General features: G+C 54.9%; 10 protein-coding genes. 4 read left to right on the top strand and 6 right to left on the bottom strand.

What is annotated here, in order from left to right; all coding sequences use genetic code 11:
* Positions 1-2 precede the first annotated feature (2 nt).
* Entirely contained in the window at positions 3-1181 is a 1179-nt protein-coding gene (locus tag ACCW76_RS17420) for a glycosyltransferase family 4 protein (protein ID WP_436339459.1), read from the bottom strand.
* 495 nt (positions 1182-1676) lie between these two features.
* Here ACCW76_RS17420 and ACCW76_RS17415 point away from each other — a divergent pair, with 495 nt between their 5' ends.
* Positions 1677-2882, top strand: coding sequence for an MFS transporter (locus ACCW76_RS17415; RefSeq protein ID WP_436339458.1), 1206 nt, complete (start codon positions 1677-1679; stop codon positions 2880-2882).
* Here ACCW76_RS17415 and ppk2 read toward each other — a convergent pair.
* Positions 2879-3799, bottom strand: a complete 921-nt coding sequence (gene ppk2, locus ACCW76_RS17410; RefSeq protein ID WP_045833553.1) for a polyphosphate kinase 2 — start codon at positions 3797-3799, stop codon at positions 2879-2881. The two genes, ACCW76_RS17415 and ppk2, sit on opposite strands and share 4 nt — an antisense overlap.
* Before the next feature lie 12 nt (positions 3800-3811).
* Positions 3812-5422, bottom strand: coding sequence for an inorganic phosphate transporter (locus ACCW76_RS17405; RefSeq protein WP_436339457.1), 1611 nt, complete (start codon positions 5420-5422; stop codon positions 3812-3814).
* 165 nt (positions 5423-5587) lie between these two features.
* Between ACCW76_RS17405 and ACCW76_RS17400 the strand changes: the two genes are divergently transcribed.
* Positions 5588-6613, top strand: coding sequence for a transporter (locus tag ACCW76_RS17400; protein ID WP_045816455.1), 1026 nt, complete (start codon positions 5588-5590; stop codon positions 6611-6613).
* A 221-nt stretch (positions 6614-6834) separates the two neighbouring features.
* Here ACCW76_RS17400 and ACCW76_RS17395 read toward each other — a convergent pair whose 3' ends face one another.
* Together ACCW76_RS17395 and ACCW76_RS17390 are read right to left on the bottom strand one after the other, a co-directional pair.
* Positions 6835-7917, bottom strand: a complete 1083-nt coding sequence (locus ACCW76_RS17395) for a L,D-transpeptidase family protein (protein WP_034821064.1) — start codon at positions 7915-7917, stop codon at positions 6835-6837.
* A gap of 198 nt (positions 7918-8115) precedes the next feature.
* Entirely contained in the window at positions 8116-9930 is a 1815-nt protein-coding gene (locus ACCW76_RS17390; RefSeq protein ID WP_436339456.1) for a glycoside hydrolase family 15 protein, read from the bottom strand.
* 118 nt (positions 9931-10048) lie between these two features.
* On the opposite strand from ACCW76_RS17390, the gene ACCW76_RS17385 reads away from it, so the two are divergent.
* The gene (locus ACCW76_RS17385) at positions 10049-10828 is read left to right on the top strand and encodes an SDR family oxidoreductase (RefSeq protein ID WP_034821059.1); all 780 of its coding nucleotides are present in this window, start codon (positions 10049-10051) and stop codon (positions 10826-10828) included.
* Here the strand turns inward: ACCW76_RS17385 and ACCW76_RS17380 are convergent.
* Positions 10825-11400, bottom strand: a complete 576-nt coding sequence (locus ACCW76_RS17380) for a DedA family protein (protein ID WP_038648061.1) — start codon at positions 11398-11400, stop codon at positions 10825-10827. The two genes, ACCW76_RS17385 and ACCW76_RS17380, sit on opposite strands and share 4 nt — an antisense overlap.
* 168 nt (positions 11401-11568) lie before the next feature.
* Between ACCW76_RS17380 and ACCW76_RS17375 the strand changes: the two genes are divergently transcribed.
* Positions 11569-12156: a Yip1 family protein gene (locus ACCW76_RS17375; RefSeq protein WP_038648059.1), complete on the top strand. Its 588-nt coding sequence runs from the start codon at positions 11569-11571 to the stop codon at positions 12154-12156.
* Positions 12157-12313 lie beyond the last annotated feature (157 nt).

Genomic DNA, 12313 nt, shown 5'->3' with positions numbered 1-12313 from the left:
CCTCATTTAAACGCCGTTGTGTAGTGCATCTGCTTGCTGGCTGAATAGAAGAGGGCAAGTTGCTCGCTGAATTTGCCGGGATCGTGTTGCTCAGCAATTCTCTTCAGTGATTGCGCAGAGTATTGCGTGATCACGCCCGGATTGCGCAAAATATCAATGATATACCCCTTTAGCTGCTGCACGATTTGTCGGCGGATCTGCAATTTACTCTCCTGAGAATCAACCACATACTCATATTCGTCATTCACCGGCTGCTGAATCAGCCACCCTGCACCGGGTGGATTGATCTCCGGCAAGGCGCGAATGTTAGTGGTGATCACCGGACAGCCACTGGCTTGCATCTCCAGCACTGAGAATCCGTAAGTATCCTGCCAGCTGGGCAACAATCCCACGTGCGAATGCTGCAGTAAGGTCAATACCTGATTGTTGGGCAGGGTGGTGAAATGCTGAATGTGGGGCGAGATTTTGATTAAGTGCTCAATGCGCGTGTAGAACGCCTCATCATCCTGAAATTGCCGATGGGCAATATTATGGCGCTGTGTGATGTCCCCAATCAGCGTGACCTGAATCTGGCCGCGGGTGAACACATCCTCTTCGGTTAATTGCGAGATGGCCAGTACCACTTCCGCGCCGCCTTTGCGATAGAACTCATTGCCGATAAAGATGAAACGTATTTCTCCGGGCGAGATCAGGCGCGGTTTAACGCACAACAGCGGTTGCGGCGGATGCAGAACGTGTAACTTGTGTCTGACGGCGGCTTTGATCGCGGGAAACGCATCGAGCAGCTTCCACTGGATGTCGAGGGTCGCTTGCGAGATGGCAATCAACGTGAGGCATTCCGCTTTCGCGATTAATTGCAGCTGCGACTTCAATTCAGGATTGTCGTATTTTGCCACACCGGGCACCGGCAGCACGCGTGGGATTTCGGTTTCAAAGGTGGCGATCCAGTTCCTTTTGGTGTCGGCCACTTCATTGAAAAGGTGAATGACATCCGCATCGTGTGGCAGTAAGCCGGGGAGCGGAAGAAAAATAAATTGTTTATTTTTATGTAAGATTTTTGCTTTGACGGCATTTAAATAGAAATAAATATTCTTTTTTCGGCAATCAATATATTTGTTGTGTGGGTTAGTGATGATATTTCTTTTTTCAGGATATCCGCTTCCACTGATGATTATCTTCATAATCTCTCCTGGTCGGTAGGGAACAGAATGAACAGAGGTCAGAAATTGGCTTAAGCGGGTGCACAGGCTCAACGTTGCCGCTATGCCTATTACGCACCGAAAGTAACGATCGGTATTTGATTGATTAATCTGTAACCTAAAGGCAATCAGGGGCGGAATCTATGTCTTAATGTGAATGATTGCGTGCGCCTCTCTCAGCATTCGCGCGACCTGAAAAGATTAACAGTTGGTTTTGTTGCTATTTTAATGGAATATTTTTTGGATAATCGTTTTCCGAAAAGGTTTTTTTTCAGATTTGTCAGGCCGATGTGTAAAAGAAATTGAATTAATTTCTGTTATTAATCGAAGGTGAAATGCTGGGGCGATATTTAAATAAGCCTGATAAGGGAATTATACAGAATTACCCTATGACACAGTCCCATGTAAAGTCAGGTTCAAGCTCAACGCTAATTGCGCTATAGTAGCGTTTCACATTCATTTGTAATGCCATCACTTATGTCTGACGCCGCTGTACTGAGTCATGCTCAGTTAAATAAACGCATCATCTCCGTTATTGTCTTCACGTTTTTCTGCTACCTCTCGGTAGGGTTGCCGCTCGCGGTGCTACCGGGATTTGTGCATAACCAACTGGGGTTCAGCTCGTTCATCGCCGGATTGATCATCAGCCTGCAGTACTTCGCCACGCTGCTCAGCCGTCCGCATTCGGGCCGTCTGGCCGATCGTTATGGCCCGAAACGTGTGGTGATGATGGGGTTGGTGTGCTGCGGCATGAGTGGCGTACTTTCCCTTTTCGCTGCGTTGTTCACCGATGTGCCGATGCTCAGTCTGGCGCTATTGGCGGTGGGAAGGCTGTTTCTGGGGGTGGGTGAAAGCTTTAGCAGTACTGGCTCAACGCTGTGGGGGATGAACATTGTCGGACCGTTGCAGACGGCGCGTGTGATCTCATGGAATGGCGTTGCCACCTACTTTGCGATGGCGATAGGCGCACCGCTCGGGGTGCTGCTCAATCAAATGTTCGGCATCAGCGGCTTTGCCGGGCTTGTGGCGTTGATGGGCGTCATCGGTTTCTGCATGGCGAGCCGTAAAGCGGCGGTCAGCGTCACCGCGGGCGTGCGTATCCCTTTTCATCGCGTGGTCAGCCGCGTCTGGCTGTTTGGGCTGGCGTTGGGCTTTGGCACCATCGGATTTGGCGTTATCTCAACGTTTATCACGCTCTATTTTGCCAGCCGCTACTGGAGCGGCGCTGCTTTTGCCCTGACGTTGTTTAGTCTGGGCTTTGTGCTGGTGCGTCTGGCCGGTGGCCGCTACATCACTCGTTTTGGCGGGTTGAAAGTGTCGCTGGTGTCATTTGTGCTGGAGTGTGCCGGTCTGCTGTTAATCTGGCAGGCTGATAGCAGTTGGCTGGTGGATATCGGTGCATTCCTGACCGGCGGTGGTTTCTCGCTGGTGTTCCCGGCGCTGGGCGTGGAAGCGGTTAAACGCGTGCAGCAACAGGATCAGGGCTCGGCGCTGGGCACCTACTCGGCGTTTCTTGATTTAGGGCTGGGATTAACCGGTCCGGTGGCGGGATTGCTGATTGGTCATTGGGGGATGCAGTCAGTGTATCTGGCAGCGGCCCTGATGGTACTGGGCGCATTTGCCATAACATTGCGTCTGCAACAGCAGCACGGCCGCGAGGCAGCCGTGCAAACTGTTAATTAATACTTCTCTGGCACCACCATGTTTTCTGGTACTGGCGCGCGGCGATAATCTTCATGACGTTCGCGCGTTGGTAACATTATGGTTTTGCTCTCGCTCTCTTCGTACGGCACCTGTTGCAGCAGATGGCTGATGCAGTTCAGGCGCGCACGCTTCTTATCCACACCTTGCACTACCCACCATGGCGCTTCAGGGATGTGCGTACGCTCCAGCATCTCTTCTTTCGCTTCGGTGTAATCTTCCCAACGGCGGCGGCTTTCGAGATCCATCGGGCTCAATTTCCACTGTTTCAGCGGATCGTGGATGCGGCTCAGGAAGCGCAGTTCCTGCTCTTCATCGGTGATCGAGAACCAGTATTTGATGATCTGAATGCCGCTGCGGGTCAGCATTTTTTCGAATTCCGGCACGCTGCGGTAAAACTCTTCGACTTCGGCTTCATTACAGAAGCCCATCACGCGCTCAACGCCTGCGCGGTTGTACCAGCTGCGGTCAAACATCACAATCTCACCGGCTGCAGGCAGGTGAGCGATATAGCGCTGGAAATACCACTGGGTTTTCTCACGATCGTTCGGCGCGGGCAGGGCGGCGACGCGACAGGTACGTGGGTTTAAACGCTGGGTGATACGCTTGATCACCCCGCCTTTCCCGGCGGCATCACGGCCTTCAAACAAAATCACCACGCGATGTCCGGTGCGCATCACCCAATCCTGCAACTTCACCAGCTCGCCCTGCAGATGCAGCAACTCACGGAAGTAGCGGCGGCGGAAAGCCTTATCGCCTTCCTGCTGCGGTTCACCGTTATCATTGAAGCGCAGATCATCCAGCTCCATTTCCAGCTCTTCGTCGTAGCTGTCGTAAAACTCCTGCAGCAGACGCGCATTGAAGGTCTCGCTGTGGAAGCTATTGTCGTGTGTCGCCATGACTTTTCCCCGTTACAGATGAATAAACAGAGCGTAAAGCAGCCCTGAAAGTAAGACTGAGACCGGCAGCGTCAGCACCCACGCTAGCGCGAGGTTACGAATCGTCGAGAGCTGCAGGCCAGATTTGTTAGCGGCCATCGAACCGGCCACGCCTGATGACAGGACATGTGTGGTGGAGACTGGTAAGCCGAACACATCCGCCGCGCCGATGGTTGCCATCGCCACCAGCTCCGCACTGGCACCCTGTGCGTAGGTCAGATGGGTTTTGCCGATGCGCTCACCGACGGTGACCACAATGCGGCGCCAGCCCACCATGGTGCCGAGCCCAAGGGCAATCGCCACCACCACTTTCACCCACATCGGGATAAAGCGCGTGGCGGCATCCAACTCTTTCTTCACGGCGGTGAGATTGCTGGCAATCTCTTCCGGCATCGCGACTTTGGCCGATTGCAGATGTTTGATGGTTTCGGAGGCGAGGTACATATCATTACGGGTGTTTGTCACCGCCTGAGCCGGGATATTCTCCACGGCACCATAACGACGGATCTGATCGCCGATATCGCCCAGCATCATGCCGAGGGCAGGGAGTACCTGAGGGCGGTTCTGGCTGGTGCGCACGAACTCGGTCAGCACTTCACGCGGCGCGGGCATCGCGGCGGGTGCCGGTTGCAGCGTCAGCAGCTGCTGTTCGGTGACCTGGGTTAATGCGGCCACGCGCGGGATTTGATCCGGCGGCAGCGAACGGTTCAGGGCGTAGGCAATGGGCATGGTGCCCACCAGAATCAGCATGATGAGGCCCATGCCTTTCTGGCCGTCGTTTGAACCGTGGGCAAATGAGACACCGGTACAGGTCAGGATCAGCAGGCCGCGAATCCATGCCGGTGGAGGCTGATTGCCCTTTGGTGCTTCATACAGCTGGCGGTTGCGGATAAAGGCCTTCATCGCCAGCAGCAGGAGCGCCGCACAGATAAAGCCGACAATCGGCGACAGCAGCAGGGCGTAACCCACTTTGATCGCCTGATCCCAATCCACACCGCTGGTACCACTACGACCGTGCAGCAGGGCATTCGCCACGCCCACGCCGATGATCGAACCGATCAGCGTGTGCGAAGAGGACGCCGGCAGGCCGAAGTACCAGGTGCCGAGGTTCCAGATGATCGCTGAGAACAGCAGCGCATACACCATAGCGAAGCCGTTGCCGCTACCTGCCTGCAGAATCAGCTCCACCGGCAGCAGTGAGATAATGCCAAACGCCACCACCCCGCTGGAGAGCAAAACGCCAAGGAAGTTGCAGAAGCCAGACCACACCACGGCAACACCCGGCGACAGCGAATGGGTATAAATCACGGTGGCGACGGCATTGGCGGTATCGTGGAAGCCGTTAACAAACTCAAAGCCGAGCGCAATCACTAAAGCCACGCCCAGCAGCAGGAACGGCGTATAACTGGTGACAGTCGCGCCGGTCTCCTCCACGTCATTAAACAGGTTGATGGCGGTGAACAGCAGGCCGCCGCACAGCAGGATCAGGAAAATGATGCGTGAGATTTTTCCGTTGCCCTGGTTAAGATTCGGGCGTCCGTTTTGGGACGATGATGTAGATGCAGGTAAACTGTTTTCAGCCATAACACACCCCGGTGTGGATTGACGATGCTCGATTGGCATCCGTTACCCGCAGTGTGATACGTGGTTTGTATGACAGAATGATGATCGCGATCACGCTCTGTCATCTTGCTGTAACACGGCTGTCGCAGTCTGTGGATCTGACCGCTTCGGGATCCTCACGCTGCCATGCTCCAGCCTGTCTTGCCGCTTGCCTCATTGCCGGACTTCAATAATGAAGTGGCCGGACTCATTCATGGGTATCTGTTCACGCCGGAAGCACCGCCACAGCGGCTCAACGCGCGTGAAGCTTCGCAGCTCGCGCAGCAAAATTTGCCAGAATCCTATTTTCTTTGGCTACACATCAACCTGAATCATGCCCGTGCCGAGCGCTGGGTTCAGGACCACTTTAGTGTAGACGATGATTTTTTCGATGAGATCCATTCTGCTTCACCGCGCACGCGTTTGGCCCATCAAAACGATGCGCTGCTGGCAGTGCTCAATGATGTGACTTTCAGTAAAGAAGAGCGCAGTACACAGAATGCCACGCTGTGGATTTGGTGTTGTACACACACCATTGTCACCGCGCGTTATCGCCCGGTGGGAATGATTGAGCGCATGCATCAGCAAATTGATCGTCTCCCGTTCGCCGAGCCGGATGCGATGCTGTTGTGGTTGCTGGGTGAGCAGGAAGCGCAACTAGAGCAAGTGGTGCGCCGCTCCAGTCAGGCGGTGGATGCCATTGAGGAGCGTTTGCTCAGTGCCGCGATTAAAAGCAACCGCAGTGAGTTGGGCCATTTACGCCGTATGCTACTGCGTGTGCAGCGTTTGCTGGCACCGGAACCCGCCGCGCTATTTCGTTTGTTAAATCGGCCACCAAAGTGGCTCAAGCGCGAACCGCTAAGTGAACTGCGCATCTTTACCGAAGAGTTCAGCGTCGCATTGAATGACCTGGCGGGACTGATGGAACGCATTCGTTTGTTGCAGGAAGAGATTGCCGCGAGTTTGATGGAGCAGAGTAACCGCACGCTGTTTTTACTGACGGTGATCACCGTGCTGGCGCTGCCGATTAACATCATTGCCGGCTTTTTCGGTATGAACGTGGGCGGGATTCCGCTAGCAAATAATCCGCACGGTTTCTTACTGCTGGTGATTGTGGTGTTGGTGTTTACCCTGGTGGCGGGCTGGCTGGCGTTGAGACGGCGGCGGGAATAACCCCGTAGATAAGCCAATGAGTGCGTATTTAACCCGGTACGCATAAATGCGCCCCCTACGAATACCATACCCAACTTTGTAGGGTCGCCATTAATGCCGACCAAAGCGCACTTAAGTGACAAGCATTACGCAATAACATCGTAGGGTTGCCACTTATGGCGACCGGGCAAAAAAAAGCCAGCCACAATGGGCTGGCTTTTTACTGCATGGCGAGTCAGCGATTACAGGCTGTTGCCGGTCGCTGGCGCAGGCTGAGCAGCCGGAGCCACATCACTCTGCGGTGCAACGGCGCTGGCGCCCTGCGGGGTCATCGGCTCTTCTTTTGGCGTGGCGTCAGAAGATTCCTGAACCGGTACCGGAGCAGGCATCACTTCACCCTGCGGACCGTTGATTTTAGTTGGCATGCCGTTACGCGCCTGAATCGCGTTATTCACCGCGTCCTGGTTAGTGCTGCCATCGGCAATCACTTTGGTCACCGCTGCGGTCAGCGTAATCGGCACCACTTCACGTGAGTTGAACTGCTCTTCGGTAGTAGAGAGTGGGTTGTGCACTTCTACATAGCGAGAACCGTCTGGCTCAACGGTGGCTTTCACCGGCTGATCGATAAACTGTACGCGAGTGCCAACCGGCACGTTGTCGAACAGCCATTTGATGTCGTCAGCACGCAGACGCACACAGCCGTGGCTCACGCGCAAACCGATACCGAAGTTGGCGTTAGTACCGTGAACCGCGTACAGACGGCCGATATACAGCGCATACAGGCCCATCGGGTTATCCGGACCTGCCGGGAATACGGCTGGAATGCTTTCGCCACGTGATGCGTATTCTGCGTGCATCGCTTTGGTTGGCGTCCAGGTTGGACCGGCTTTTTTACGCTGAACGGTCGTGGTCCAGTTCACTGGCGTGTCTTTACCCAGTTCACCGATACCGATTGGCAGCACAACCACGGTCTTGGTGCCTTTCGGATAGTAGTAAAGACGCATTTCCGCGCTGTTGATCACGATGCCTTCACGCGGGGCGTCAGGCAGGATCAGCTGCTGAGGGATCACCATTTTGGTGCCCGCTTTTGGCAGATAAACATCAACGCCCGGATTGGCTTCCAGCATGTTGCTGAGGCCCATCTGGTACTGAGCAGCAAAGGCTTCCAGCGGAAGTCGGCTGTCATCAGGCACGGTGATTTCAAGGTTTTCGCCGATCAAACGGCTGTTAGCCGCTGGCAGCGGATACACTACTGCGAATGCCGACTGGCTGAACGCCGCCAGTACCAAAGCAAGTGAAGCGAACGCGCGAATGCTCTTTTTCATGTTTTTCAAGTCGTTATAGCCGTGTTTCAGGCTTGTCAGTGTGTCGAATCCATCATGGTCTCAATGACCCGGTGCGCATTATATGTGCATAGGCGCAGTGATGGGAATCAGGATTTTCAATGGCTGATGATACTTTACTTAAATAGTGGGCATTTCCCGACCCATCTCGTTGCCGTACCGCCCAAAATGTGAATTTTCTTAAGGCTGCCACAGCGTCACTTCATTGCTCAATTTACGATTGAGGAAAAAAGCGGCACTGATTAACGCCAGATGCGACAGCGCCTGCGGCATATTTCCCAGCGCTTCGCCATGCGTAGTAAATTCCTCGGCGTACAATCCCAGGGGATTGGCATAGCTCAGCAACTTTTCAAACTCAAAATGGGCTTCATGCACGCGTCCGGCCCGCGCCAGACACTCCACATACCAGAAGGAACAGGCGGCAAAGGAACCTTCACCCCCGGTTAAGGCATCGGCAGGGGTTTCACTAATGTTATAGCGGCGCACTAAACCGTCGCTCACCAGATGCGTTTTAATCGCGTCAAGGGTGGCAATCCAGTCGGGATCGGTGGAGCTGACAAAGCGCACCAGCGGCATGAGCAACATAGAAGCATCAAGGAACTTGCCGCCGCGTGTAGCGGTAAAATGGCCCAGTTCCGGGCTCCAGAAGTTTTGCCAGATGTCATCGCGGATCTCGCTGCGCACACGATCCCAGCGCTCATACGGCATCGGCAATGAACGCTTCAGACCGAGACGCAGGGCGCGATCCAGTGCCACCCAGCACATCAGGCGCGAATGCAGAAAGTGCTCTGGCTCACCGCGCATCTCCCAGATACCGGCATCGGGCTGATTCCAGTTGCCGCAGACATAATCAATCATGTCGGAAACATGCCGCCAGCCGCGCTGTGAAATGGCTTCACCGTATTTATTGGCAAGGTAAATGGCATCCATCAGCTCGCCGTAAATATCCAGCTGGGTCTGCCGCCACGCATCATTGCCGATGCGCACCGGGCGCGAGTTGGCATAGCCGGAAAGATTGAGCAACTCGGTTTCATGCAGTTCGGTACCGCTGTCCAGACGGTACATCACCTGCAGGTGCGGCGTGTCGTCATGACTGTGCTCGACGCAGCGACCCACCCAATGGGTAAAGTCTCGCGCTTCTTCCACATAACCCAGGCGCATCAGCGCATACATGCTAAAGGAGGCATCCCGAATCCACGAGGCGCGATAATCCCAGTTGCGCTCGCCGCCTAACTCTTCCGGCAGGCCAAAGGTTGCTGCAGCGGCAATCGAACCGTGCTGTTTCGAGGTGAGTAGTTTGAGTGCCAGTGCGGATCGCGTCACCATTTCCTGCCAGCGTCCGCGATACGTGCTGTGGCTGCTCCAGCGCCGCCAGTAGGCCAGTGTATCGCTGAAGCACTGTTCAGTGGCAATCTCCGCCACAAAGGGATCGTCATCGCTGCCAAAGACAAACTCAGCAGATTCCCCGGCCTGGAGGGTAAATTCGGCAACTGCACTGTGGTTTTCCCGGGTCATTACCACCGTAGCACTCAGCCGTAACGCGGGCTGGCCTTCGGCAAGAAAGGCCACGCCACCGGGGCGCAGTTCGGTATGGGTTTCGGCACGGGCATAATCATGGCGCGGGGCGCACAGCAGATTGAAGGTGGCCGAACCGCGCACCATTTTGACCCGGCGTACCAGCCGCGGCACTTTATTGGGCTGGTCGCAGATCGGCATGTAATCGGTTATCTCTGCCACGCCCGCATCGCCTAACCAGCGCGTCTGTAAAATATTGGTATCCGGCAGATAGAGCTGCTGCTGGCGCGCATTTTTCCAGTCCGGTGCCAGTGAGAACAGACCGGCATCATCGCCATCCAGCAACGCAGCAAACACGGACGGGCTATCCAGTTCCGGCCAGCAGAGATAATCGATGGTGCCGTCATTGGCGATCAATGCACAGGTCCGTAAATCCCCAATCACGCCGTGATCATCAATTCTGCGTTTAATTTTGCTCATCCTGCCTCCTTGACTGCATCTGATTGTTAACTATAGACGAAAGGGTGTTTTCGGCTGACCCGAGGCACAGATCGATAACTTCTATACTGTGAAGACACCCATCACGCAGGAGAATGTTATGGCACTGGGCAAACAGAAAGTGGCCGTGGTTACCGCATCCGATTCCGGCATTGGCCGCAGCTGTGCCGTCATGCTGGCTGAAGCGGGCTACACGTTAGGGATCACCTGGCGCTCAGATGAAGCGGGGGCACAGGAAACGGCGCGACTGGTCGAGAGTAAAGGGCAAACCGCACAGGTACGGCAGCTGGATCTCTCTGATCCGCAAGAAGGGGGCAAGCAACTGGCGCAGCTCATCAATTCACTGGGTCGCATTGACGTACTGGTCAACAACGCGGGCGTGATGATGAAAGCTGATTTTCTCGATGTCACCTTTGAAGATTGGCGGAAAACGTTCAGCGTCGATGTGGATGGTTCGTTTATCTGCGGACAGATCGCTGCCCGTCATATGGTCGATCAGGGCGATGGTGGGCGCATCATTAACATCACTTCAGTGCATGAACACACTCCGTTGCCGGATGCCACCGCTTACACCGCGGCGAAACATGCGCTCGGCGGTCTGACCAAGTCGATGGCGTTGAGTTTGTTGCCCCATCACATTCTGGTGAATGCCGTGGCACCGGGCGCGATTGCCACTGCGATGAACCATCTGACTGACGATCAGGCGCGCAGCACACGTATGCCGGAAATTCCGATTGGACGCCCCGGTGATACGCGTGAAGTGGCAAGTTTAGTGGCGTGGTTGTGTTCGGAATGGGCGACCTATACCACCGGACAATCGTTTATTGTTGACGGTGGCTTTATGTTGGCCAACCCGCAGTTTAAAGGTTACCACCACTAATCCGCCCGGCGGCGGTTCCAGCGGCGAATCACGTAACGCAGCGCGATGCCGAACACAATCGCCGCCACCAGCCACAACAAATGTTTAAGGTGCTGGTCGAGCTTGTGCAGCCACGGGGTAATGATCTCCCCGGCGAAGTAACCCAGGGTGACAAAGATCAGCGACCAGAGCGCGGCGCCTATCACGTTGAGCACAAAGAAGCGCAGCGGTTTTAACCGGCTGGTACCGATGATGATCGGGCCAATAATGCGGAAGCCGTACATAAAGCGCACGCCAATCACAAACAGACTCGGGCGCTTCTGAATCAGGCGATTGGCTTTACGAATGGTGTCTTCATGTTTACGGAAACGGCGCAGGATGCGCGTGCCGTAGCGACGGCCCAGCCAGAACAACAGCTGATCGCCGATAATCCCTCCGATCATCGCGGCCAGCACCACGCCGGTGAAGTGCAGCAGGCCTTCATGCGCCGCCACGCCGCCCAGCAGGGTAAAAGTTTCCCCTTCCGCGATACAGCCAATCAGCAACGCCAGATAGCCGTACTGCGTAATTAATCCATTGATATCGAGATGCAAATTATCCTCCCTGTCGCGATTGATTCAGGTAACAGTTTATACGCCAGCGGCTTTTTTTGTGCCGCTGTCCGCAAAAACAGCCGCGCCGATTATACTTGAAGGGAAGCTGCCTGAGTGAGACAGCCTGATCGCTGAAGTGGCAGCCCGTCGCATCAGAGGAGTGATTTTATGAATCATGTCTGGGGTCTTCTGGCGCATCCTAACCAGGAAATGCGCGATATCAAGCAAGAAAACGAGAGCGTTTCGCACCACTACACCCACCATGTTTTGATGATGGCAGCGATCCCGGTGATCTGTGCCTTTATCGGTACCACACAACTGGGCTGGAATCTGGGCGAAGGGCAGTTCGTACAACTCAACCTGCTGACCGGCATCGGTCTCGGCATTCTTTTCTATCTGATTATCTTAGGCGGCGTGGCGGTGATGGGCCGCGTCATTCATTGGATGGCGCGCGATTATCCGCAGCGTCCCAGCGTTCAGCGCTGTACCGTGTTTGCTGGCTATGTCGCCACCCCGTTGTTTATTAGTGGGCTGGTGGCACTTTATCCGCTGGTGTGGCTGTGCGTGTTGGTCGGCGCGGTGGCGTTACTCTATACCGGTTATCTGCTGTACGTCGGCATTCCGGTGTTCCTCAATATTGATCGTGAAGAGAGCATGCGCTTCTCAGGATCGACACTGGCGATTGGTGTGCTGGTGTTTGAAGTACTGCTGGCACTGACCGTGGTGTTGTGGGGTTACGGACCACGATTGTTCTAACCTGCAATGACACCGTGAACGGGAGGCCATTTGGTCTCCCGTTTTTTTAACGCTCAGAAACAATCTACCTAAGAAATTTCGCAGATAAGCGCGTATTATGCTGCTGCCAGCCCGCATCCCGTCTGGTTTGATGCGCGCGGCCTGTGTCTTAAACACG

This window comes from Pantoea sp. C8B4, assembly GCF_051336905.1.
GTDB classification, from domain to species: Bacteria; Pseudomonadota; Gammaproteobacteria; order Enterobacterales; family Enterobacteriaceae; genus Pantoea; species Pantoea rwandensis_B.
The sequence above is the reverse complement of the archived record's forward strand: the minus strand, read 5'-3'. Positions and strand labels throughout refer to the sequence as shown.